Here is a 22,906-nt window from a genome sequence, read left to right on the forward strand (position 1 = left end):
CCGGCTTTACCAGTCGCGCCTAGCTGCGTGCCGCGATCAGCGAGGCTTCCAGCACATCCAGCGCCTCGTCAAAGACCGGATCGGGGATGGTCAGGGGCGCCAGAAAGCGGATCACGTTGCCATGGACGCCGCAGGTCAGCAGGATCAGGCCGCGGGTCAAAGCCTCTTCGCGGACGCGGGCGGCGAAATCGGGGGCGGGGCTGTCGGTGCCGGGCAGGTTGAATTCGACCGCGTTCATGAAGCCGGGGCCGCGGATATCGACGATCTCGGGCACGGTGTCGCGGATGCCCGCCAGACGCTGCTTCAGCCGGTTGCCAAGGCGCGTGGCGCGCTCGCACAGGCCCTCGTCCTCGATCACGTCCAGCACGGCATGGGCCGCTGCCACCGCAAGCGGGTTGCCGGCGTAGGTGCCGCCCAGCCCGCCGGGATGGGGCGCGTCCATCACCTCGGCCCGGCCGGTCACGGCGCTGATCGGCAGGCCGCCGCCCAGACCCTTGGCCATCGTGACCAGATCGGCCTCGACGTCGTGATGCTCCATCGCGAACAGCTTGCCGGTGCGGGCAAAGCCGGTCTGCACCTCGTCCGCGATCAGCAGCATGCCATGCGCGTCGCAAAGGCCGCGCAGTTCCGCCATGAAGCTGGCGGGAGCCTCGTAGAAGCCGCCCTCGCCCTGCACCGGCTCGACGATGATCGCGGCGACGCGTGCCGGTTCCAGATCGGCCTTGAACAGCTGGTGCAGCGCCTTCATCGAATCCTCGGCCGAAACGCCGTGGAGCGGGTTGGGAAAGGGCAGGTGCCAGACATCCGGCATCATCGGCCCGAAGCCCGCCTTGTAGGGCTGGACCTTGCCGGTCAGCGCCATCCCCATGAAGGTGCGCCCGTGAAAGCCGCCCGCGAAGCTGACGATGCCGGGGCGGCGGGTGTGGTAACGGGCGATCTTGATCGCGTTCTCGACCGCCTCGGCGCCGGTCGTGGCAAAGATCGTCTTTTTCGGGAAATCCCCCGGCACCAGCGCGTTCAGCCGTTCCGCCAGCGAGACGTAGTTCTCGTAGGGGACGACCTGATGACAGGTATGGGTGAAGCGGTCCAGCTGGGCGCGCACGGCCTCGACAATGCGGGGATGGCGGTGGCCGGTATTCACCACCGCGATGCCTGCGGCAAAGTCGATATAGCGGTTGCCGTCCTTGTCCCAGATCTCGGCATTCTCGGCGCGCTCGGCATAGATCTGGGTGGTCATGCCCACCCCGCGCGAGATGGCGGCATTCTTGCGATCGGTCAGGCTGGACATGGCATGCTCCGTGGTTTGGGATGAATGTCTAGCGGGCGCGGGCGTTTTGCAACTGCTGTTGCACGGCCTTGCGGCATGGCGAAAGCCGGGGCACAGTCGCGGCCGTGTCTGACGCGAGGTTCGCCATGTTTCGCCTGTCGCTTCCACTGCTTGCCGCCGTTGCCGCCCTGGCCGCGTGCCGGACGCCCGCCCCCGCGCCCACGCCCTTTGCCCTCGAGAGCGGCCAGCGTTTCGCCGTGACGCAGATCGAGGGCCAGCCCGCCCCCGCCGATGTCACGCTGGAAGTGGTCGAGGCCGGTCGTCTGGCCGGTCAGGGCCCGTGCAACCGCTGGTTCGCGAATTTCAACCAGGATGGCGCCATCCTGCGCATCGGTCCGGCGGGCGCCACCCGCATGGCCTGTCTGGACGAGGCGCGGATGGATGCCGAGAACGGCTTTTTCGCCGCGCTCGAGGATGTCGACGGAATCACGGCCGGTGATGGCGACGAGGTCGCGCTGACCAAGGCCGGCAAGCCGCGCATCACGCTGAGAGCGGCCCCCTGAAGGGGGCGCCGCCGCGGCGTGTCGTGATCATTTCCGGGGGAAAGGATACAGTGGTGAGCCCAACAGGATTCGAACCTGTGACCCACTGATTAAAAGTCAGTTGCTCTACCAACTGAGCTATGGGCCCAACACGAGGCGCTTCCTAGGGGGGGTGGCCGGTGGCGTCAAGCGAAAAAATGAACGCGCTGGCGGAATCGTTTCCGCGGGCCTATATCGCGCCCATGACACAGCCCCCTGAAACCGGCCTGCCCTTTCTGAAGATGCACGGCCTTGGAAACGACTTCGTGGTTCTTGACCTGCGCGGCGGCCTTGCCCGGCCCGATGCGGGCCTTGTCACGCGCATCGCGGACCGCAACAGGGGTGTCGGTTTCGACCAGCTGGCGGCGATCGAGGATTGCGCGGATGCCGATGCGCGGCTGGTCTTCTGGAATGCCGACGGCTCTTTCTCGGCGGCCTGCGGCAACGCGACGCGCTGCATCGCGCGCTGGCTGATGGATCAGGGCGGCGTGGCCCGGCTGCACCTGCGGACCGATCACGGCGTGCTTCTGGCCGAGGATGCGGGGGACGGGCTGACGCGGGTGAACATGGGATCGCCGGTGCTGGACTGGCAGGCGATCCCGCTGGCGCAGCCGGTCGATATCGACCATCTGCCGATCGCGGGCGACCCAGCCGCCACCGGCATGGGCAACCCGCATGTGACCTTTTTCGTCGATGATGCCGCGGCGGTCGATCTGGCCGCCTTCGGCCCCGAGATGGAGCATCACCCGCTTTATCCGCAGCGCACCAATGTCGAGATCGTGCAGGTCCTGTCGCGCGATGCGATCCGGCTGCGGATCTGGGAACGCGGCACCGGGCCGACGCTGGCCTCGGGGTCGTGCTCCTGCGCGGCGGCGGTGGCTGCGGCGCGGCGCGGGCTGACGGATCGCCGCGTCCGGGTCGAGGTGCCGGGGGGCGTTCTGATGATCGACTGGCGCGAGGACGGCGTCTGGATGGAGGGGCCGACCGCCCTGGTCTTCGAGGGGCGGCTGACGCCCGCATGGCTTGCAGCATGAGCGCGCCCGCGAAAGCACCGGTCTTTTCCACGCTCGGCTGCCGGCTGAATGCCTACGAGACCGAGGCCATGCGCGAGATGGCCGAGGCTGCGGGCCTATCCGGTGCAGTGGTGGTGAACACCTGCGCGGTGACCGCCGAGGCCGTGCGCAAGGCCCGGCAGGAGATCCGCCGCCTGTCGCGCGAAAATCCGGGCGCCCCGGTGATCGTGACCGGCTGCGCCGCCCAGACCGAGCCCGAGACCTTTGCCGCCATGCCGGAGGTGACAAAGGTCATCGGCAATCACGAGAAGATGCAACCCGAGACCTGGGCATCCCTGCGCGCCCCCGACCTGATCGGCGAGACGGAAAAGGTCGTCGTGGACGACATCATGTCGGTTCGGGAAACGGCGGGCCACCTGATCGACGGCTTCGGGCGGCACCGGGCCTATGTGCAGGTCCAGAACGGCTGCGATCATCGCTGCACCTTCTGCATCATCCCCTATGGGCGCGGCAATTCGCGCTCGGTCCCGGCTGGGGTCGTGGTCGAGCAGATCAGGCGGCTGGTCGGGCGGGGCTTCAACGAGGTCGTGCTGACCGGTGTGGACCTGACCTCGTGGGGCGCCGATCTGCCCGGCACGCCGCGTCTGGGCGATCTGGTCATGCGCATCCTGCGGCTGGTTCCGGACCTGCCGCGGCTGCGGATCTCGTCGATCGATTCCATCGAGGCGGACGAGAACCTGATGCTGGCCATCGCCACCGAGAAGCGCCTGATGCCCCATCTGCATCTGTCGCTGCAGGCGGGCGACGACATGATCCTGAAGCGGATGAAGCGCCGCCATCTGCGCGACGATGCCATCGCCTTTTGCGAGGAGGCGCGGCGGCTGCGCCCCGACATGGTCTTTGGCGCGGACATCATCGCGGGCTTTCCGACCGAGACCGAGGCGATGTTCGAGAATTCGCTGAAGCTGGTCGGGGAATGCGGGCTGACATTTCTGCACGTGTTCCCCTATTCGGCGCGCAAGGGCACGCCCGCCGCACGCATGCCCGCCGTGCCCGGCCCGGTGATCCGGGACCGTGCCGCGCGTCTGCGCGCGGCGGGCGACGCGGCCCTGCGCGACCATCTGGAGGCGCAGCGCGGTCTGACCCATCGCATCCTGACCGAGGGCCCGCGCCTCGGCCGCACCGAGCAATTCACCGAGGTGGCCTTTGCCGAGGATCAGCCCGAAGGCGCGCTGCTGACGCTGAGCATCGCCGGGCATGACGGGCAGCGGCTGACCGTCTGACCGAGGCTCGGCTTGTCGGGCCGGGCAGGGGGGCGCTGCCCCCCGTCCTGCGGACTCCCCCCGGGATATTTTCGCCAAGGCAAAGGGGCGGGGTTGTGGCCCTTGGGGCGGACTTCTAGGCTTGGTCCGAAGGGGAGGGACATGCGGATGGGAGTGATCGTCTACAGCCATGAGGCCGCCGCCGGGCATGTGACGCCCGAGGGGCATCCCGAGCAGGTGGCGCGTCATGCGGCCGTGATCGGGGCGCTGGACGGGTTGGCGCTGGACCGGCGCGAGGCCCTTCCCTGCGCCCACGAGGAGGTGCTGCGCTGTCATCCGGCATCCTATCTGGCCGGGCTGCGCGACGGGGCGCCGCTGGACGGGGTGCGGATGCTGGATGCCGATACCTGGCAATCGCCCGGCTCGCTGGAGGCGGCTTTGCGCGCCGTGGGCGGGGCCTGCGCGGCGGTGGATGCGGTTCTGGCGGGCGAGGCGGGCGCTGCGTTTGTCGCCATGCGTCCGCCCGGACATCATGCCGAGCGCGAGACCGCAATGGGGTTCTGCCTGTTCGGCACCGTCGCCATCGCGGCGAAGCGGGCGCTGGATCATCATGGCCTCTCGCGCGTGGCGGTTCTGGATTTCGACGTGCATCACGGCAACGGCACGCAGGACCTGCTGTGGGACGAGGCTCGGGCGCTGTTCGTCTCGAGCCACCAGATGCCGCTTTACCCCGGCAGCGGGGCGGCCAGCGAGACCGGATCGCATGGCCAGGTGATCAACATCCCGCTGCCCGAAGGCAGCGACGGGGTTCTGGCCCGGCGCGAATGGGCGCTGGCGCTGGAGGCGGTGGAAGCGCATCGGCCGCAGCTTGTGCTGGTCTCGGCCGGGTTCGACGCACATGGGGCCGACCCGCTGGCCGGGCTGGACTGGGACGAGGAGGATTTCGCCCTGCTGACGCGCGACATCTGCGACATGGCGGCACGGTGCGGGGCACCGGTGGTATCCTGTCTGGAAGGTGGCTATGATCTGCCGGCTCTGGGCCGGTCTGTGCGCGCCCATGTGAAGACGCTGATGGAGGCCACTGGATGAGCGATATCAACACCCTCTCGTTCGAGGAGGCCATGCGCGAGCTGGAGGCCACGGTCGGCAAGCTGGAGACCGGCGAGGCGACGCTGGAGGAATCCATCGCGCTGTATGAACGCGGCGCCGCCCTGCGTGCGCATTGCGAGGCGCGGCTGCGCGAGGCCGAGGAGCGGGTCGAGAAGATCACCTTGGCCGCGAATGGCCAGCCGACGGGAACGGAACCGGTCGAGGGTCTGTGATGCAGGATCGGCTGGGCGCCGTTCAGGTGCAGGTCCAGGCCGCGCTGGATCATGCGATCGATGCTCTGCCCGGCGGGGCCCTGGCGGATGCGATGCGCTATGCCGTGTCTGGCGGCAAGCGGCTGCGGGCCTATCTGGTGATGGAATCCGCGCGACTGCACGGGGTGCCTGATCGGGCGGCCCTGCCGGTGGCGGCTGCGGTCGAGGCGCTGCATGCCTATAGTCTGGTCCATGACGATCTGCCCGCGATGGACGATGACGACCTGCGGCGGGGCCAGCCCACCGTTCATGTGAAATGGTCCGAGGCGACGGCGATCCTGGCGGGGGATGCCCTGCAGACGCTGGCCTTCGGCTTGCTGGCCGATCCGGTGATCGGCGGGGCCGAGGCGCGGCTGCGGCTGGTCGCTTCGCTGGCCCGTGCGGCCGGGGCCGAGGGGATGGTCTGGGGGCAGGCACTGGATATCGAGGCCGAAACCGCTGCCCAGCCCTTGGACCTGGCGGCGATCATGCGTCTTCAGGGCGGCAAGACGGGCGCGCTGATCCGCTTCGCCGCGACGGCCGGGCCGCTGATCGCGGGCGACGATCCCGCCGCGCTGGACCTCTATGCGGCCGAGATGGGCCTGGCCTTCCAGATCGCGGACGACATTCTGGACGTGACCGGCGACGAGGCGCGGACCGGCAAGCGCGTGGGCAAGGATGATGCGGCGGGCAAGGCGACCTTCGTGTCGCTGCTGGGGCTTGAAGGGGCGCGCATCGCCGCGCGGGACCATGTGGCCGCCGCCGAGGCTGCCCTGGCGCAATATGGTGCGACAGCGGGGAACTTGCGCGCCCTGGCGCGCTTCGTTATCGAGCGCGACACCTGAAAACGCCCGCCCGGGAGGGGGCCAGCCATGACAGACCGACCCAAGACGCCGCTGCTGGACCGGGTGAGCCTGCCTTCGGACCTCAAGGACCTGAACGACCGCGAATTGCGGCAACTGGCCGATGAATTGCGGGCCGAGACGATCAGCGCGGTCAGCGTGACGGGCGGACATCTGGGCGCGGGTCTGGGCGTGGTGGAACTGACCGTCGCGCTGCACGCGGTCTTTGACACGCCGCGCGACAAGATCATCTGGGATGTCGGGCATCAATGCTATCCGCACAAGATCCTGACCGGGCGGCGCGACCGCATCCGCACGCTGCGTCAGGGCGGCGGCCTTGCGGGCTTCACCAAACGCACCGAGAGCCCCTATGACCCGTTCGGGGCCGGGCATTCCTCGACCTCGATCTCGGCGGCCCTGGGCTTTGCGATGGCGCGGGAACTGGGCGGCGATCCGGGTGACGCGATCGCGGTGATCGGCGACGGCGCGCTCAGCGCGGGCATGGCCTACGAGGCGCTGAACAATGCCGGCCATCTGGGCAAGCGGCTGATCGTGATCCTGAACGACAACGAGATGTCGATCGCGCCCGCGGTCGGCGCCATGTCGTCCTATCTGACGCGCCTTTATACGGGCGGCCCGTTCCAGGAACTGAAGGCGGCCGCCAAGGGCGCGGTCGGCCTGCTGCCCGAGGCGCTGCAGGAGGGCGCGCGCCGCGCCAAGGAAATGCTGAAGGGCATGACGATCGGCGGCACTCTCTTCGAGGAGCTGGGCTTTTCCTATGTCGGACCGGTCGACGGGCATGACATGGACCTGCTGCTGCCGCTTCTGCGGACGGTCAAGGCCCGCGCGACGGGGCCGATCCTGATCCATGCCGTCACGAAGAAGGGCAAGGGCTATGCCCCCGCCGAGGAGGCCGCCGACCGCGGCCATGCGACCGGCAAGTTCGACGTGATCACCGGCGTTCAGGCCAAGGCCAAGTCGAACGCGCCCAGCTACACCGCCGTCTTCGCGCAGGCCCTGATTGACGAGGCCACCCGCGACGAGCGCATCCTCGGCATCACGGCGGCCATGCCCGACGGGACGGGTCTCAAGCAGTTCGCGCAGCGCTTTCCGCGGCGCTGCTTCGATGTGGGTATCGCCGAACAGCATGCCGTGACCTTCTGCGCGGGTCTGGCGGCGGGCGGGATGAAGCCCTTCTGCGCGATCTATTCGACCTTCCTGCAGCGCGGCTATGATCAGGTCGTCCATGATGTCGCGGTCCAGAACCTGCCCGTGCGCTTTGCCATCGACCGCGCCGGGCTGGTCGGACAGGACGGGCCGACCCATGCGGGCGCCTACGACATCGCCTTTCTGGCGAATTTGCCGGGATTTGTCGTCATGGCTGCCGCCGACGAGGCCGAGCTAATGCATATGGTGGCCACTGCCGCCGCCCATGACAGCGGGCCCATCGCGTTCCGCTTTCCGCGCGGTGAGGGAACCGGTGTCGATTTGCCCGAACGCGGCCAGGTCCTGCCCATCGGCAAGGGCCGCATGATCGCCGAGGGCAAGGGCGTCGCGATCCTGTCCTTCGGCACCCGCCTCTCGGAGGTGATGGCCGCGCGCGAGGCACTGTCGGCCCGCGGCATCCAGCCCACCGTGGCGGATGCGCGCTTTGCCAAGCCCCTGGACCGCGACCTGATCATGGATCTGGCCGCGCGGCACGACGCGCTGATCACGATCGAAGAGGGCGCGGTCGGCGGTTTCGGCAGCCATGTCGCGCAATTGCTGGCCGATGAAGGCGTCTTTGACCGGGGGCTGCGGTTCCGCTCGATGGTGCTGCCGGACAGCTTTGTCGATCACGACGCGCCGGTCGCCATGTATGATACGTCGAAGCTGAACGCGCAGCATATCGTGGACCGTGTCCTTTCGGTGCTGGGTGTCGAGACGCTGGATACGCGACGCGCCTGATTTCATTGGTAACTTCGCACCAGGGCGGCGGCGATCAGCGTCCAGCCGTCCACCGCGACGAAGAAGGCGAGCTTGAAAGGCAGCGACACCACGACCGGGGGCAGCATCATCATGCCCATCGACATCAGCACCGCCGAGACCACCAGATCGATGATCAGGAAGGGCAGCGCGATCAGGAAGCCGATCTCGAAGGCGCGCTGGATCTCGGACAGCATGAACGAGGGGACAAGGACGGAGAGCCGATCCTCGGGGGCACCCTGTCCGGGCGCGATCTCGGCCAGACCGGCCAGGGTCGAGGGATTGGTGCGCGCCATCATGAACTGGCGGAAGGGCTCGATCCCACGGGCGAAGGCCTCGCCGATGCCGATCTCTCCGGCCTGAAGCGGCTGGCCGGCCAGCTGCCATGCATCCCGCAGGACCGGGTCCATGATGAACCAGGTCAGAAACAGCGCCAGGCTGATGATCAGCATGTTCGGAGGCGCCTGTTGCAGCCCGATGGATTGCCGCAGGATCGACAGGACGGTGACGATGAACGGAAAGGCTGTCACCATGATCGCCAAGGCGGGCGCCAGCGACAGCGCGGTCAGAGCCAGCAGCAGAAGGACCGCGTTCTGGCCCAGCCCCGCCCCCAGCCCCTGGGCCAGCCCGGCCTCGAGATCCTGCGCGGCGGCCGCACCCGGGATCAGCAGCGCCAGCAGCAGGATGGCCGATCTCACGCCAGCCCCGTCGTGCCGAGGATGCGGACGCACAGCCTGTCCTCAACGCCTTCGTCGCCGGTCAACTCGCCCCGCGCGATGACCTTGTCGCCCACGCAGATCTCGACCCCGTCCTCGATCGGCTGGTCCAGCATCAGGACGTCATCGGGCTTCATCCGCGCCAGTTCGGCGACCGTCCGGCGGGTGCGGCCCAGACGGATCGTGATCTCGACCTGGATGCCGTCGGTATCGATCAGGGTCTTCAATGCGTCCATGATGCGCTCTCCTGCGTGATTTCGGCGATGAGGGCCGCGATCTCTGTTGCGGCCTGTGCGGGGTCCAGCTCGATCCGACCGCCTTCCAGCGAGATGACCACCTGCGGACAGGCCGCCTGGCTGATCTCGATCCCGGACAGGCCGTGCCGGTCCAGCAATTCCCCCACCAGCGCCATCAGCCCGGCCCCGCACGAGATGCGCGCCCGCAGCGGCGCCGCGCGTTCCGACAGCCGGGCCAGTTCCGCCGCAAGCGCCTGTTCAAGACGCTGCGAGACCGCAGCCGGCGCCATCACGTCAAGAACTTGCGACAGCAGCGGCAGCAGCGCCGCGACGGCTTCGGCGCGCAGAACGGCGCGCCGCGCCTCGTCATCGGCAAGGCTGGCCGCCAGCAGCGCGATCGCCTGAGACAGCTCGGCCACTTGCGCCTCGCGCGTTTCGGCCTGACCCGCGCCGTAGCCGTCCATATAGGCCTGATCGACCGCGTCGCGAGAGAAGACCTGTTCCCCAGGCGCAAGCTGCTCGGGCTGGCGGGAAAAGGATTCCAGTTTGAACATGGCAAGGCTCAATTCGCTTTCTCCTTCTCGGCGATCCAGCCGGCGAGGATCTTGACGCTTTCCTCGTGGCGCTCTCGCATCATGCTGCGCAGCCGCGAGACCGGGTCGGCGGGGGGCAGCTGCAGCGGGTCGCCGGACATCAGGGGCAGCGGCTCGATCAGCATCGGGCTGGGGTTAATCGGCATGTCGTCCGCCAGCATCCCGCCAAGCGGCGTCAGGAAGGGGGGGCTGTCCTCGGGCTGCGGCAGGCGCGGGGTCTCGGGCTCGGGGCGGCTGCGCAGCAAGGGGCGCAGCACCAGCAGGAAGGCCGCCAGCAGGAACATCCCGATCAGCACCAGCCGCACGAGGTTGTCGAGGTTGAGCCGGTCAATCAGCGCGGGGCGCGCCAGCGTCCCCTCCTGCCCAAGCGCCACGAAGGGCAGCGACTTGACGGTAATCTGGTCGCCGCGCGCCGCGTCATAGCCCACCGCCGAGGCGACCAGCTCGCGCAGCACCTGAAGCTCGGCCTCGGGGCGCGGCACGAAGACCGTCTCGCCTTGCGCGTTGGTCTGCGCGGTGCCGTTGACCAGAACGGCGACGGTCATGCGGCGCGTCGATCCCGGCTGGCGCGAGACCTCGCGCGTGACGCGGCTGACCTCGAAATTCTGCTGCTGCCGGTTTTCCTGCCGCGCGCTCTGGCTGTTGTCGCCGGGCTGCGCCTGTGCGTCCGGCAGGTTCGAGGCCGCCGTCACCGGCCCTGCGCCGGTCGAGTTGCTCTGATCCGAGGTCTCTTCGGTCACCTGAGAGATCATCGCGCGCTGATCGGGATCGAAGCGCTGTTCGGTCAGCAGCTCGGTTTCGGTGATCAGATCCAGGTTCAGTTCGACGATGGCGTTGCCGATGCCGACATGGGGTTCCAGGATCCGTTCGACATTGCGCTTGATCTCGGCGGCGCGGTCGCCGCCCGTCCGGTCCTCGGTTGCGGCGATGATACCGCGCTGCGTGTCGATGACCGTCACGCGGTCGGGCTGCATGCCCGGCACGCCCGACGAGACCAAGTATTTCAGCGCCGCCGCCTGTTCGCGGGTGATCGTGCCGCCCGACATGGTCAGCGTGACCGAGGCGCTGCCGTTCTGGTCGCGCCGATAGCCGCGCCCGCTTTCGACCGCCAGATGCACCCGCGCGGCCTGGACATTGGGCAGGGCCAGGATCGTGCGCGCGAGCTCCCCCTCCTTCGCCCGCCAATAGGCCGCGTCGAACATCTGCGAGGTCGTGCCGAAGCCCGTCATCCCGTCCAGAAGCTCGTAGCCCGTGCTGCTGGCGGCTGGCAGGCCCTGCGCGGCCAGATCCATGCGCAGGCGGTCGCGCTGCGTCGCCTCGACCCAGATCGCGTCGCCGCGCACCTCATAGGCGATGCCGGCGCGTTCGATTCCGGCGATCACCTCGCCGGCCTGTGCGGAATCCAGCCCGCCATAGATCAGCGCCATGCCGGGCCGGTTCACCAGCCAGGCAAACGAGGCGACCGCCATGAAAGTCGCCGCGAATGCTGCCACCAGAAGCAGCCTTTGTTGCGAGCTTCGCTCGTTCCAGTAGTCCTGCAGTTTTTGCAAAACCCATCCTCTCGAATCAGCACGTTCTGTCTGTCCCGGTCTTCATGGCATGGCCGGGCTTAAGAATTGGTTAGTCGCAACTTGGTATTCCGGTCCCATCAGAACGGAGAATCACCATGGCCGACGCCATCGCCCAGACCGAGGACACCCCGCCGCGATCGCGCGGCATGCTGCTTGCCATCATCGCGGCGCTGGCGCTTGGCGGGGGCGGCTTCGGCTCGACCTTCGTAGGGCTCTGGTCGCCCTCGGACCTGCTGCACCGCGAGGCGGCGCCGGCCAAGGCCGCGATTCCGGCGGTCGAATTCGTCAATGTCCCGCCGGTCGAGGTGATCGTGCCCGGCCCGAACAGCCGCACGCTGATCGTCCAGGCCGCGATCGAGACCGACGCCGCCCATCGCGCGCAGGTCGAGCATCTGATGCCCCGCATATCGGACCTGTTCACGACGTTTCTCTCGGGTGTCGATCCGGCGGCCTATCAGCGGCGCGGCGTTCTCGAGGTGATCCGCGCCGAACTTGTCACGCGCACCCGCCTCGTGCTGGGCGAAGAGCCCGTGCGAGACCTTCTGATCACGGAGTTCCGCTTCAAATGAGCATTGATCATCTTCTTCAGGGGGGGCTGCTGCTTGCCTGCCTCGGGCTTGCGGTCTTCTGCATCGCGCTGGCGCGCAGGCTGCGGCGGCTGAACGACCTGGAAACCGGGCTGGGCGGCGCCATCGCCGTCATGGCGGCCGAGGTGGACCGGCTGGAAAGGGCCATCCGCTCGGCCCGGGACGAGGCGACCTCTGCCAGCCGCGCGCTGGCCGATGAGGTTGCCGCCGCAAGACGCGAGCGCGCCCTTTGGGATCTGCGCCAGAAGATCGCGGCCGCCGCGATGGCGCCTGCCGATGACGCGCCGCCGCCTGCGCCCGCCCGCAAGGCCGAGGCCGAGCTGCTGCTGCGCCGCCGCCGCAAACGTCAGGAGGCAGGCCATGGCTAGGCGCATCCTTCCCGTTCTGGCGCTGGCCTTCGCGGCGCCGGTCGCCCTTGCCTTGGCCGCGCGCTTCGAGGTCCGCGACCTCTTCGCCGCCGTCGCCGCGCAGGACGAACTGCTCAGCGGCTGCGGCGATGTCCCCGAGGCGGTGGCCCTGGCCGGAGAGCTGCGCGACCGCGCCCTGCGGATCGAGCGCTACATGCAGGCGCTCGACGCCCGCAAGGCCGAGATCGCCACCGCCGAGGCCAGTCTGCGCGAAAGGCTGATCGAATTGCGCAGCCAGCAGGACGGCGTGCGCTCGCGACGCGAGGGCGCCACCGCCGCCATCCGCGACGACATCGAACGCCTGATCGCCGTCTACGACCAGATGAAACCGGCCGAGGCCGCCGCGATCCTGGCCAACCTGCCGCCCGACTTTGCGGCCGAGATCCTGATGCGCGTGCAGCCCGCGACCGGGGCACGCATCATCGCTGCAGTCGAGCCGGCGCAGGCCGCGCTGCTGACCGCGCAAATGGGCGCGCGCAGCGTCAGAAACCGCTAGAGGGGCCAGTCATGTTCGGTATCGTCGGCATCGTCTTCACCATCGCGATGGTCTTCGGGGGCTACCTGCTGGCAGGCGGCAAGATGGGCGTGATCATGCACGCCCTTCCCTTCGAGATGATGATGATCATGGGCGCCGCGATCGGCGCCTATCTGCTGGGCAATGACAGCCATGTCCTGAAGACGACCCTGTCCAGCATCATCCGCGCCATCAAGGGCCCGAAATGGACCGCGCAGGATCACCAGGACGTCTTGTGCCTGCTGTTCCAGCTACTGAAGCTCGCGCGCGAGAACCCGGTCGGCCTCGAGCAGCATATCGAGAACCCGCACGAATCCTCGATCTTCTCGGCCTATCCCAGGCTTGCGGAGGATCACGACGTGGCCTCGCTGATCGCCGACACGCTGCGCTCGGCCAGCCTGAACTACGACGATCCCTATCAGGTCGAGGACATGCTGTCGCGCCGCATCGCCGCCCTGCGCGAGGAAGAGATGCACGTTCCCCACGCGCTGCAGAACATGGCTGACGCGCTGCCCGCCCTGGGGATCGTGGCGGCGGTGCTGGGCGTGATCAAGACGATGAGCTCGATCGACCAGCCGCCTCCGGTGCTGGGCAAGATGATCGGCGGCGCGCTTGTCGGCACATTTCTGGGGGTGTTCCTGTCCTACGGTTTTGTCGGGCCGCTGGCGAACCGGTTGGGAACGGTCGTCAAGCAGGACATGGGCTTTTACGAGGTAATCAAGTCCGTCCTCGTCGCGGGCCTTCACCAGCATGCAACCTCGCTCTGCGTCGAGGTCGGAAGGCAGGCGGTCCCCGAGCATTGCCGGCCCAGTTTCGACTCGCTGGAAACCGCACTGCGCGACCTCAAGAGGGCAGCATGACCGCGCCGGCGGCTGCCCTGATCCTGGCCCTTGCGCTGTCTGCCGCCGAGCCGGGCGCGACCGATCCTCTGGAGGCGTTCGTCGCCAACGCGAAGGGCTGGCTTCTGGAGGGCAGGCCGCTGCCCCGGGATTATCGCCTGCGCCTGCTGGCGATGGAGCCCGCTGACCGGGTCGCGGCTCTTGCGCAACTGCGCCGGATGGGTCTGCTGACTGGTGCCTCATGGCCCGTCGGAGATCTGCTGCGCCCCGCCACGCCAGCCAGAAAGGCAGATGAATGACCCCCGTTGCCGCGATCACGCGCAAGTCGAACAAGCTTCTGGACGCGCCCCTGCTGATCACCGGAGGGCTCGTCCTCGTCGTGATCTCGCTGGTCGTTCCGCTGCCCGCCTCGGCGCTGGATGCCGGGATCGCGCTGTCCATCGCGACCGCCACACTGGTTCTGGTGATGGCCTCTCTGGTGGACAAGCCGACCGATTTCCAAGCTTTTCCGGTGCTGCTTCTGGTCAGTCTCGTCATCAGGCTGTCGCTGAACGTCTCCTCGACCAGGCTGATCCTGACCGAGGGGCATAACGGCACGCAGGCGGCCGGACAGGTGATCAATGGCTTTGCCAAATTCGTGGCGGGGGGCTCGATCCTCGTCGGCCTGACGGTCTTCGCGGTGATTTCGGTGGTGAACTTCATGGTCATCACCAAGGGTTCGGGCCGCATGGCCGAGGTTGCCGCGCGTTTCGCGCTGGACTCGCTGCCGGGCAAGCAGCTTGCCATCGACGGCGACCTCAATGCCGGCGCGATCGACCACCAGGAGGCCAAGCGCCGCCGCGCCCAGGAACAGCGCGAAATCAGCTTTTTCGGCTCGCTCGACGGTGCCTCGAAATTCGTCAAGGGCGACGCGATCGCCGGGATCGTCATCACGCTGATCAACCTGCTGGTGGGGCTTGGCGTCGGCATCTTCGTGCATGGGATGCCGGTGGCCGAGGCCGCCTCGACCTATTCTCACCTGACCATCGGCGACGGCCTGGTCAGCCAGATCCCCGCATTGATCACCTCGATGGCGGCAGCGCTGCTGCTGTCGCGCGGCGGCGCGACCGAGACGACGGCGCATCTGCTGTCGCATGAATTCGCTCGCAACTGGCGGCCCGCGGCGATGGTCGCCGCCGCTCTTGTGGTGATCGCGCTGGTGCCCGGCATGCCCAAGCCGATCTTCTTCGCGCTGGCCGGGATCCTCGCGGCCGTCGCCTGGGCGATCTGGCGCCGCGCCGCGCAGGGGCCCGCCATGGACGAGGCGCTGTCCGCGCCAGAGCCCGCGACCCGCCCCGCTGCGCGGATCGGCGATGTCCTCGACACGGACGAGATCAGCGTCGAGATCGGGGCCGATCTGGTGCTGGCCGCACTGGATCAGGCGCGGGGTCTGGGCAGCCGGGTCACGAATCTGCGCATCCATGTCGCCCGGACCTATGGGCTGATCCTGCCCGACGTGCGCATCACCGACACCGACGACCTGCTGCCGGGCGAGTATCAGATACGGGTCCAGGGCGTGGTGCGGGGCCGCGGCACGCTGCGCCACGACCAGATCCTTGCGCTTGGCGGCGATCAGCTACTGGCGCAGCTGGGCGGCACTGCGGTCCGCGAGCCCGTCTATGCCAGCCCCGCCCGCTGGATCGCCGCCGACAGCCAGGAAGAGGCCGCCCTTCTGGGCGCGACCGTCGTGACGCCGATGGAGGTGCTTTCGACGCATCTGATGGAGGTGGTCAAGTCGAACCTCTCGGCGCTGATGAACCTTTCGGCATTGCAGCGCCAGATCGAGGAGCTCAAGAACATCTCGGATCCGGTTCGGGCCGAGCGGTATCGGAAGTATTTCGACAGCACGATCCCCGACAAGGTGTTGCCGGAGACGCTGCTGGCGATCCTCAGGGCGCTGCTGGACGAGCGGATCTCGATCCGCAACCTGCCGATGATCGTGGACGCGATCAGCGAGTTCCGCAGCATCGAGCAGCCTGAGATGGTCTACGAACTGGTCCGCAAGCGCCTGCGGGGCCAGATCACGCAGCAATTCGCCGACGATGCGGGTCGGGTCGCGGCCGTCCAGTTGCATCCGGGATGGGAGGCCGAATTCGTCCGCGCCGATGCCGAGACCGGCCGCCCCGGCAGCGGGGCGATGACGCCCGCGCTTTCCGCCCGCTTGCTGGAGGCGACGCGCAAGGCGCTGGCCTCGGTCGATCCGGTCGAGCGCTGCGTCGTGGTGGCTCCGGATCACCGCCGCCGCATGGTGCGCGCGGTTCTGGGCGCGAACGGGCTGGGCGTGCCGGTGCTGGGCTTGGAAGAGATCGACCCGGGCGCCGAATTGCGGCTGCTGGCCACGATCGAGGCCGCCCCATGATGCAGCAGGTCCTTGCCGCCATCCCTCAGATCGACTGGGCGCTGGTGCTGGTCTACGCACGGGTGCAGGCCTGCATCCTGATCCTGCCCGCATTGGGCGAGCGGATGCTGCCTGCGCGTCTGCGCGTGGCGCTGGCCCTTGCGGTCACACCCCTGCTGGCGGATCTGGTGGCCCCGCGGCCCATCCCCGAAGCGCCTCTGCCGATCCTGACCGACATCGCCTCGCAGATGGTGATCGGCTTTCTGACCGGGGCCTTCCTTCGGCTGCTGGCGCTGGCGCTTGACGTGGCGACGACCGCCATCGCGGCGACTGCCTCTCTGTCGCAGATCATGGGCATCCAGAACGAAACCTCGCCCCATCCGGTCGGAAACCTGATCCAGCTTTCTGCGCTGGCCGTGCTGATGGCGCTTGGCTTGCCGGTGATGATCCTCGAATTGCTGGCCGACAGTCTGCGGATCTGGCCGCCCGGCGCCTTTCCCGATGCGGATTACGTCCTGGCCAACGGGGTGCGCGTCGTCGCCGACAGCTTCTGGCTGGCGATGATGCTGGCCGCGCCCTTCACGATCGGCGGCTTTCTCTTTCAGGCGCTGTCGGGCGTCATCAACAGGGTCATGCCCAGCCTGCCCGTGATCTTCATCGGGGCGCCGGTCTCGATCCTGCTGGCGCTGGTCGCGCTGGCCATTCTGGCGCCGCTGCTGATCTCGCTCTGGGCGGATCGGGTTCTGGGCTTCATGCTGCCGGTGGCACCATGAGCGACGACAAGGACGACAAGCAGTTCGAGCCGACCGAGCAGAAGCTGCAGAAGGCGCGCGAAAAGGGCGACGTTCCTCGCTCGACCGAGCTGACGACGGCGGCGATGTATCTGGGCGCCTGGCTTGCCTTTGCCATGATCGCGGGCCTTGCGGTGCGGCAATGGCTGGGCATGGCCGCGCGGGCGATGGGCGCCGAGGGCTGGCCGGTCGGCGGCGTCTTCAGGCTGGGCCAGACGCTGGCGCAGCACGCGGCCCTGGCTTTCGTGATCCTGGCCTGCCTGCCGGTGATGGCCATCGTCGCAAGCCTGTTCATCCAGCGGGGCTGGGCTTTTTCGGTCCAGAAGCTGGCTTTTGATGTCAATCGGGTCAATCCGGTCAAGAATGCCGCGCAGAAATTCGGCGCCTCGGGTCTGATGACGTTCGCGATCTCGGTCGGCAAGGCGGTGCTGGTCTGTCTGGGCGGTTGGTTTCTGTTCGCCGCCCTGCTGGACGAGATCGGCGCCTCGGCCATGACTGGCGAGGCCTGGATATGGGCCTTGGGGGACATGCTGGGCCGGGTGCTGCTGCTGGGTCTTGCCGTCTCGGTGCTGTTCACCGCGCCCGATCTGGGCTGGAAGTGGTTCGATCACCGCCGCAAGAACCGCATGAGCCGCAAGGACATGCAGGACGAATTGAAGGATTCCGAGGGCGATCCGCACATGAAGGCCGCGCGCAGGCAGCGCGCCGTCGATCTGGCGATGAAGCAGATGCTGGCCGAGGTCGCGCAGGCGGATGTCGTCATCGTGAACCCCACCCATTACGCGGTCGCGCTGCGATGGCAGCGCGGCTCGGGGCGGGCGCCGGTCTGCGTGGCCAAGGGAACGGACGAGATCGCGGCGCGGATCAGGGAAAAGGCGCGGGAAAACAATGTCCCGATCTGGTCCGATCCGCCCTGCGCACGCGCGATCCACGCCAGCGTCCGCATCGGCGACGAGGTCCGGCGCGAGCATTTCGCCGCCGTGGCCGCCGCGATCCGGTTTGCCGAGAAGATGCGCGCCAAGGCGCGGCGCGCATGGTGAGGCCCGGCATGCTGAGCGCGCTGGAGCGCGTCGCCCGTCTACGGGCCGAGCAGGAGTTGAAGAAGCTCGCGGCCTTTCGGCGGCACGTGCTGGCCGCGCACGAGCAGGTCGAGGCATCCCGCGCCGCGATGGCCCAGAGCTATGCAGCCGACGCACCGCTAAGCGTTCCCGAGGCGCGGATGGCCAACGCCCAGGCCGGACGGGCGGCTCGGGATCTGGCGCGCGCGCAGGCGGAACTGGCCCGGATGCAGCCCCGCTTTGACCAGATGCGCGAACGCGCAGGGCGCGAGTTCGGACGTGCAGAGGTGCTGGCCGAAATGGCCGACGCCGCTTTGACCCGGGCGCGACAGAAGCGGGACAGGGAGCTGTCGGGGGAATAGGCAAGGCGTAATGCGCCGCAGATCGGGGGATAGGACGCGGCGAGGAAGCGTGTGCAGGTGGCTCTCTGCCCGAAAGTTCGGCTCCCGCCTTGGGCCGACGCGCGGTGGCCCGGTCTCCGGGATGGCGTTTGCCTTGGTCATGCAGACGAAGGCCGCACGATCGGGGCGCGGGCGCTATTCCGTGGGCAGGCGAAGGTCGGTCCAGACAAGCTTGCGGTGGGACGCGCGCGCCGCGGCGTCGGCCAGGGGATCGTCGGGCGAGGGCCAAAGCACTGCCGCGCCTGTCACGGAAAGCATTCGGGCGGGCAGGATGTAGTCGAGGCGCAGATTTCCCGGCGCGCGGGTGTATTCCGCCGTGTCCAGCGCCGGATCGCCGCGATGCCCGGCATTCGGCCCGGTCTGTGGGGGCTGCCACGCCCCACGGGGCTGCGGGTCCTGCGCGACCGCGAGCAGGGCGTGCAGGGCGGCCGGGTCTCCGTCGCCGTCCATCGGGTCCAGATTGAGGTTGCCGATGATGGCAAAGGGCGCGTCGGGCAGGTGGTGCAGCCAGAACGCGGCCTCATCATGGTTGCGCGCCGGGTTGCGCGGCTCGAAGGCCGGCGGCGTCGCGGCGAAGGCCAGAAGATGAAGCGGCCCCTGCGGCGTTACGAGCGTCACGTCCCAATGCGCGGTCGAGGACAGGCGCTGCAGGTCGGCATGGTCGTCGTCGGGCATCCGGTGGTCCGGCAGATCGCGCCAGAGCGTCGCGCTGTGATCCGTGACCCCGGCGATCGGCAGTCGCGACAGGATCGCCAGGCCGCCCTGGCCCGTGAAGGCCCCGTAGCCTTGGGCGTCGCGCGGCCCGCCGATCCGGCCATCGCCATCCAGATCGGCCCCGCTGTCCATGCCCGAATTGGGCTGGCCAGCATGGGCATGGCGCATCGCATGGCCGTGTTCGGCCACCAGTGCGGCAAAGGCGGACAGCGCGCGCCCCTCCAGATCCCAGTCGAAGCCGGTCAGCAGGATCGCGTCGGGCGCGCTCGCGGCGATCACCTGCGCGGCGGCCAGAACCTGCGGGTCACGGGCCGTGATGTCGCGCAGCAAGAGCCCCGGCCCGTCGCGTGAGAGGCCGGGGTTCCATGTGGCAAGGCGAAGGTCCTTGGCGCTGGCGGGCAGGGCCAGCGCCAGAAGGATCAGCGCAAGCCTCAGACCCAAGGGCGGGCCTGGGCCATCTGCGTCTCGTAGCTGTCGATCGAGGGAGCCTTTTCCATCGTCAGCCCGATATCGTCCAGCCCGTTCAGCAGGCAATGCTTGCGGAAGGGGTCGATCTCGAAGGACCAGCTGCGCCCGTCCGAGGCGGTGACGGTCTGCGCCTCAAGATCGACGGTCTGACGGGCATTCGCGCCGTTGCGGGCATCCTCCATCAGGGCATCCACGGCGTCTTGCGGCAGGACGACCGGAAGGATGCCGTTCTTGAAGCAATTGTTGAAGAAGATGTCGGCGAAGCTGGTCGAGATCACGCAGCGGATGCCGAAATCCAGAAGCGCCCAGGGCGCGTGTTCGCGCGACGAGCCGCAGCCGAAATTGTCGCCCGCGATCAGGATCTGCGCATCGCGATAGGCCGTCTGGTTCAGGACGAAATCGGGGATCTCGTTGCCGTCGCGGTCATAGCGCAGCTCGTCGAACAGGTTGACGCCCAGACCCGAGCGCTTGATCGTCTTCAGGAACTGCTTGGGGATGATCATGTCCGTGTCGATATTGACCAGCGGCATGGGCGCGGCGATCCCGGTGAGGGTGGTGAACTTGTCCATGATCTGTCCTTACGCGGGCTGGGCTGCGAATTCGCGGATATCGACCAGACGACCGGCCACGCCCGCCGCCGCGGCCATGGCCGGGCTCATCAGATGGGTGCGGCCCTTGTAGCCCTGACGCCCTTCGAAATTGCGGTTCGAGGTCGCGGCGCAACGCTCGCCCGGCGCAAGCTGGTCGGGGTTCATGCCAAGGCACATGGAACAGCCCGCCAGACGCCATTCGAAGCCGGCATCCTTGAAGATCTGGTCCAGCCCCTCTTCCTCGGCCTGGGCGCGCACGAGGCCCGAGCCGGGCACGACCATGCCGCGCACGCCCTCGGCCAGATGGCGGCCCCGCAGCACGTCGGCGGCGGCGCGCAGATCCTCGATCCGGCCGTTGGTGCAAGAGCCGATGAAGACGGCGTCGATGGCGATCTCGGTCAGGGGCGTGCCCGCGATCAGGCCCATGTAATCCAGAGACCGGCGCGCGGCCTCGACCTTGCCGCCGGTGAAATCCTCGGGTGCGGGAACGCGGGCGGTGATGGGCAGCGCATCCTCGGGACTGGTGCCCCAGGTCACGGTCGGGGCGATATCCTCGCCGCGCAGCGTCACGACCTTGTCGAAATGCGCGCCGTCATCCGAATAGAGCGTCTTCCACCAGGCCAGCGCCGCTTCCCATTGGGCGCCCTTCGGCGCGTGGGGGCGGCCCTTGACATAGGCGAAGGTCGTCTCGTCCGGGGCGATCAGGCCCGCGCGGGCCCCGCCCTCGATGGCCATGTTGCAGATCGTCATGCGGCCTTCCATCGAGAGGTTGCGGATCACCTCGCCGCAATATTCGATGACATGGCCGGTGCCGCCCGCCGTGCCGGTCTCGGCGATGATGGCCAGCACCACGTCCTTGGCGGTGACGCCGGGGGCGAGGCGGCCGGTGATCTCGACCTTCATGTTCTTCGACTTGCCCTGGATCAGGGTCTGGGTGGCCAGGACATGCTCCACCTCGGAGGTGCCGATGCCGTGGGCCAGCGCGCCGAAGGCGCCGTGGGTCGCGGTGTGGCTGTCGCCGCAGACCACCGTCATGCCGGGCAGGGTCCAGCCCTGTTCGGGGCCAACGATATGGACGATGCCCTGCCGGATGTCGTTCACCGGATAGTAGACGACGCCGAATTCGCGGGCATTGCGGTCCAGCGCATCGACCTGGATGCGCGATTCCTCGTTGTCGATGCCCTTTTCGCGGTCCCAGGTGGTGGGGACGTTGTGATCGGGCACCGCGATGGTGCGTTCGGGGGCGCGGACCTTGCGGCCGGTCATGCGCAGCCCCTCGAAGGCCTGCGGGCTGGTCACTTCGTGGACGAGGTGCCGGTCGATATAGAGAAGGCAGGTGCCGTCCTCTTGCCGGTCCACCACATGGGCGTCCCAGATCTTGTCATAAAGCGTGCGCGGCGCTGCGGCTGCGGGAATGGTCATGGCTGAGGTCTTTCGGCTGTGATGCAGGAATGGGGGCAGGGCCGGGCAAATGCCCGTGCGCCGTCAGCCCCGCGCCGTCACGCAGAGCGTTTCGCCATAGAATCGCTGCGGCAGGCGCGCGCGGTCATGAATGTCGAAATAACGCATCATGGGCCGACCTTAGGACGTGCCGTCACGTCTGGCAAGGCCGCTGAGGGGCCCGTTTCCGCCTGCTGCGCGCGAATCCGGCCCGCCAGAGATTGAGATGGCCCGAAAAGATGCTATCTTTGCACCATCCCTGCGCCGGGGCCTTCGGCGCGACGACCGGAGGATGAAACCCTGTCACAAGACGTCCCGTCGGCCCAAGGGCCGGCCAAGACCACCGCCAATCCGGCCTCGGGCGAGGATCGGATGCTGTCGCTCGTTCTGACGTCGCTGGATGACGACAAGGCCGAGGATGTGATCAGCATCGACCTGCGCGGCCGTTCCGCCATCGCCGACCACATGGTGATCGCCTCTGGCCGCAGTTCGCGCCAGGTCGCCTCGATCGCCGAGAAGCTGGCCGAGCGCGTGAAGCAGGCCACCGGCCGCAGCCCGCGGATCGAGGGCAAGGATGCCGGCGACTGGGTGCTGATCGACACCGATGACGTGGTCGTGCATGTCTTCCGCCCCGAGGTCCGCGAATTCTACCAGCTGGAAAAGATGTGGCTGCCCGCAGACGCCCTGACCCGGCTGCGCGACACCGACCGCCCGGCGCCCTGACGGCGCCGGAATGCGGATCGACCTTGCCGCCGTCGGGCGGCTGAAGAAAGGCCCCGAGGCCGCGTTGGTCGAGGATTACCTGACGCGCTTTGCCCGCACGGGCCGCGCGCTTGGCCTGCCCCCTGTCACCCTGCACGAGGTCGAGGCGCGCGCCGGAGGCGGCATGGCCGCCGAGGCCGAGCTGCTGACGCGCGCGGTCCCTGCGGGGGCGGCGCTGGTTATGCTGGACGAGCGGGGCGACCTGCCGGACTCGCCCGGTTTCGCGGCGCGCCTGGCCGCCTGGCGCGACGAGGCGCGCGACGTCTGCTTCATCATCGGCGGCGCGGACGGGATCGATCCCTCGCTGCGCGCGCGGGCCGATTGGCAGATCAGTCTGGGTCGCATGGTCTGGCCGCATATGCTGGTGCGCGTCATGCTGGCCGAGCAGCTTTACCGCGCAGCCACGATCCTGGCCGGCTCGCCCTATCACCGGGTCTAGTCGCCGCGGGCGGGCGGAGGCGTAGAAGGGGAAAAACTCGGCGAGGCAGAGATGAGCAAACCCGTTATCCTGTGCATTCTCGACGGCTGGGGCCTGTCGGACCGGCCCGAGCAGAGCGCGCCCGACCGCGCCG

26 protein-coding genes and 1 tRNA gene are annotated in these 22,906 nt (G+C 68.3%); 18 read left to right on the forward strand and 9 right to left on the reverse strand.

The features are described from left to right. Positions 1 to 19: 19 nt before the first annotated feature. Positions 20 to 1,288, reverse strand: coding sequence for a 4-aminobutyrate--2-oxoglutarate transaminase (locus QAR72_RS11005; RefSeq protein ID WP_304617423.1), 1,269 nt, complete (start codon positions 1,286 to 1,288; stop codon positions 20 to 22). A 125-nt stretch (positions 1,289 to 1,413) separates the two neighbouring features. On the opposite strand from QAR72_RS11005, the gene QAR72_RS11010 reads away from it, so the two are divergent. Next, positions 1,414 to 1,830, forward strand: coding sequence for an META domain-containing protein (locus QAR72_RS11010; protein WP_304617424.1), 417 nt, complete (start codon positions 1,414 to 1,416; stop codon positions 1,828 to 1,830). A gap of 51 nt (positions 1,831 to 1,881) precedes the next feature. Here the strand turns inward: QAR72_RS11010 and QAR72_RS11015 are convergent. After that, positions 1,882 to 1,957 (reverse strand) — tRNA-Lys (locus tag QAR72_RS11015). Between the two features lie 94 nt (positions 1,958 to 2,051). Between QAR72_RS11015 and dapF the strand changes: the two genes are divergently transcribed. From dapF to dxs, 6 genes are all read left to right on the forward strand, one after another. Next, positions 2,052 to 2,882, forward strand: a complete 831-nt coding sequence (dapF, locus tag QAR72_RS11020; protein ID WP_304617425.1) for a diaminopimelate epimerase — start codon at positions 2,052 to 2,054, stop codon at positions 2,880 to 2,882. Then, positions 2,879 to 4,144 (forward strand): tRNA (N(6)-L-threonylcarbamoyladenosine(37)-C(2))-methylthiotransferase MtaB, encoded by a 1,266-nt coding sequence (gene mtaB, locus QAR72_RS11025; protein WP_304617426.1) that lies wholly within the window; start codon positions 2,879 to 2,881, stop codon positions 4,142 to 4,144. The genes dapF and mtaB overlap by 4 nt, the downstream gene beginning before the upstream one ends. Before the next feature lie 147 nt (positions 4,145 to 4,291). Then, positions 4,292 to 5,212: a histone deacetylase family protein gene (locus QAR72_RS11030; protein WP_304617449.1), complete on the forward strand. Its 921-nt coding sequence runs from the start codon at positions 4,292 to 4,294 to the stop codon at positions 5,210 to 5,212. Beyond that, entirely contained in the window at positions 5,209 to 5,445 is a 237-nt protein-coding gene (locus QAR72_RS11035) for an exodeoxyribonuclease VII small subunit (protein WP_219829032.1), read from the forward strand. The genes QAR72_RS11030 and QAR72_RS11035 overlap by 4 nt, the downstream gene beginning before the upstream one ends. Then, entirely contained in the window at positions 5,445 to 6,308 is an 864-nt protein-coding gene (locus QAR72_RS11040) for a polyprenyl synthetase family protein (RefSeq protein ID WP_304617427.1), read from the forward strand. The genes QAR72_RS11035 and QAR72_RS11040 overlap by 1 nt, the downstream gene beginning before the upstream one ends. 27 nt (positions 6,309 to 6,335) lie before the next feature. Beyond that, entirely contained in the window at positions 6,336 to 8,252 is a 1,917-nt protein-coding gene (gene dxs / locus QAR72_RS11045) for a 1-deoxy-D-xylulose-5-phosphate synthase (RefSeq protein WP_304617428.1), read from the forward strand. 2 nt (positions 8,253 to 8,254) lie between these two features. Here the strand turns inward: dxs and fliP are convergent, their stop codons facing one another. The 4 genes from fliP to fliF are packed head-to-tail and all read right to left on the reverse strand — an operon-like array spanning position 8,255 to position 11,365. Next, complete coding sequence (gene fliP / locus QAR72_RS11050; protein WP_304617429.1) at positions 8,255 to 8,968, reverse strand: flagellar type III secretion system pore protein FliP; 714 nt, start codon at positions 8,966 to 8,968, stop codon at positions 8,255 to 8,257. Then, on the reverse strand, positions 8,965 to 9,222 hold the full coding sequence (locus tag QAR72_RS11055; RefSeq protein ID WP_304617430.1) for a FliM/FliN family flagellar motor switch protein: 258 nt from the start codon (positions 9,220 to 9,222) through the stop codon (positions 8,965 to 8,967). Before QAR72_RS11055 ends, fliP begins: the two co-directional genes overlap by 4 nt. Beyond that, a complete protein-coding gene (locus QAR72_RS11060; RefSeq protein WP_304617431.1) occupies positions 9,210 to 9,776 on the reverse strand; it encodes a hypothetical protein in 567 nt (188 codons plus the stop codon). Before QAR72_RS11060 ends, QAR72_RS11055 begins: the two co-directional genes overlap by 13 nt. 8 nt (positions 9,777 to 9,784) lie before the next feature. Beyond that, complete coding sequence (gene fliF / locus QAR72_RS11065) at positions 9,785 to 11,365, reverse strand: flagellar basal-body MS-ring/collar protein FliF (RefSeq protein ID WP_304617432.1); 1,581 nt, start codon at positions 11,363 to 11,365, stop codon at positions 9,785 to 9,787. 116 nt (positions 11,366 to 11,481) lie between these two features. On the opposite strand from fliF, the gene QAR72_RS11070 reads away from it, so the two are divergent. From QAR72_RS11070 to QAR72_RS11110, 9 genes are read left to right on the forward strand one after another with little or no spacing between them, the layout of a single operon-like run. Continuing rightward, positions 11,482 to 11,955 carry a flagellar basal body-associated FliL family protein gene (locus QAR72_RS11070; protein ID WP_304617433.1) on the forward strand — a complete coding sequence of 158 codons (474 nt, stop codon included), beginning with the start codon at positions 11,482 to 11,484 and terminating at the stop codon, positions 11,953 to 11,955. Then, the gene (locus tag QAR72_RS11075; RefSeq protein ID WP_304617434.1) at positions 11,952 to 12,341 is read left to right on the forward strand and encodes a hypothetical protein; all 390 of its coding nucleotides are present in this window, start codon (positions 11,952 to 11,954) and stop codon (positions 12,339 to 12,341) included. Before QAR72_RS11070 ends, QAR72_RS11075 begins: the two co-directional genes overlap by 4 nt. After that, positions 12,334 to 12,876 (forward strand): MotE family protein, encoded by a 543-nt coding sequence (locus QAR72_RS11080; RefSeq protein ID WP_304617435.1) that lies wholly within the window; start codon positions 12,334 to 12,336, stop codon positions 12,874 to 12,876. The genes QAR72_RS11075 and QAR72_RS11080 overlap by 8 nt, the downstream gene beginning before the upstream one ends. A gap of 11 nt (positions 12,877 to 12,887) precedes the next feature. Next, on the forward strand, positions 12,888 to 13,754 hold the full coding sequence (motA, locus tag QAR72_RS11085; RefSeq protein WP_304617436.1) for a flagellar motor stator protein MotA: 867 nt from the start codon (positions 12,888 to 12,890) through the stop codon (positions 13,752 to 13,754). Beyond that, the gene (locus QAR72_RS11090; protein WP_304617437.1) at positions 13,751 to 14,032 is read left to right on the forward strand and encodes a hypothetical protein; all 282 of its coding nucleotides are present in this window, start codon (positions 13,751 to 13,753) and stop codon (positions 14,030 to 14,032) included. The genes motA and QAR72_RS11090 overlap by 4 nt, the downstream gene beginning before the upstream one ends. Then, entirely contained in the window at positions 14,029 to 16,131 is a 2,103-nt protein-coding gene (locus QAR72_RS11095) for a flagellar biosynthesis protein FlhA (RefSeq protein ID WP_304617438.1), read from the forward strand. Before QAR72_RS11090 ends, QAR72_RS11095 begins: the two co-directional genes overlap by 4 nt. Next, positions 16,128 to 16,883: a flagellar biosynthetic protein FliR gene (locus tag QAR72_RS11100; RefSeq protein ID WP_304617439.1), complete on the forward strand. Its 756-nt coding sequence runs from the start codon at positions 16,128 to 16,130 to the stop codon at positions 16,881 to 16,883. Before QAR72_RS11095 ends, QAR72_RS11100 begins: the two co-directional genes overlap by 4 nt. Further along, positions 16,880 to 17,941, forward strand: a complete 1,062-nt coding sequence (gene flhB, locus QAR72_RS11105) for a flagellar type III secretion system protein FlhB (RefSeq protein WP_304617440.1) — start codon at positions 16,880 to 16,882, stop codon at positions 17,939 to 17,941. The genes QAR72_RS11100 and flhB overlap by 4 nt, the downstream gene beginning before the upstream one ends. Further along, positions 17,935 to 18,321, forward strand: coding sequence for a hypothetical protein (locus QAR72_RS11110; RefSeq protein WP_304617441.1), 387 nt, complete (start codon positions 17,935 to 17,937; stop codon positions 18,319 to 18,321). The genes flhB and QAR72_RS11110 overlap by 7 nt, the downstream gene beginning before the upstream one ends. A 174-nt stretch (positions 18,322 to 18,495) precedes the next feature. On the opposite strand, the gene QAR72_RS11115 is transcribed toward QAR72_RS11110, so the two are convergent. From QAR72_RS11115 to leuC, 3 genes are read right to left on the reverse strand one after another with little or no spacing between them, the layout of a single operon-like run. Beyond that, positions 18,496 to 19,515 (reverse strand): endonuclease/exonuclease/phosphatase family protein, encoded by a 1,020-nt coding sequence (locus QAR72_RS11115; RefSeq protein ID WP_304617442.1) that lies wholly within the window; start codon positions 19,513 to 19,515, stop codon positions 18,496 to 18,498. After that, positions 19,506 to 20,111, reverse strand: a complete 606-nt coding sequence (gene leuD, locus QAR72_RS11120; protein WP_304617443.1) for a 3-isopropylmalate dehydratase small subunit — start codon at positions 20,109 to 20,111, stop codon at positions 19,506 to 19,508. Before leuD ends, QAR72_RS11115 begins: the two co-directional genes overlap by 10 nt. 9 nt (positions 20,112 to 20,120) lie before the next feature. Then, positions 20,121 to 21,554 carry a 3-isopropylmalate dehydratase large subunit gene (gene leuC / locus QAR72_RS11125; RefSeq protein ID WP_304617444.1) on the reverse strand — a complete coding sequence of 478 codons (1,434 nt, stop codon included), beginning with the start codon at positions 21,552 to 21,554 and terminating at the stop codon, positions 20,121 to 20,123. A gap of 390 nt (positions 21,555 to 21,944) precedes the next feature. On the opposite strand from leuC, the gene rsfS reads away from it, so the two are divergent. Beyond that, complete coding sequence (gene rsfS / locus QAR72_RS11130) at positions 21,945 to 22,295, forward strand: ribosome silencing factor (RefSeq protein ID WP_304617445.1); 351 nt, start codon at positions 21,945 to 21,947, stop codon at positions 22,293 to 22,295. Positions 22,296 to 22,305: 10 nt separating this feature from the next. After that, positions 22,306 to 22,773: a 23S rRNA (pseudouridine(1915)-N(3))-methyltransferase RlmH gene (rlmH, locus tag QAR72_RS11135; RefSeq protein ID WP_304617446.1), complete on the forward strand. Its 468-nt coding sequence runs from the start codon at positions 22,306 to 22,308 to the stop codon at positions 22,771 to 22,773. The last annotated feature ends 133 nt before the right edge of the window (positions 22,774 to 22,906 follow it).

Source organism: Paracoccus sp. (in: a-proteobacteria), from assembly GCF_030604785.1.
Lineage (GTDB): Bacteria > Pseudomonadota > Alphaproteobacteria > Rhodobacterales > Rhodobacteraceae > Paracoccus.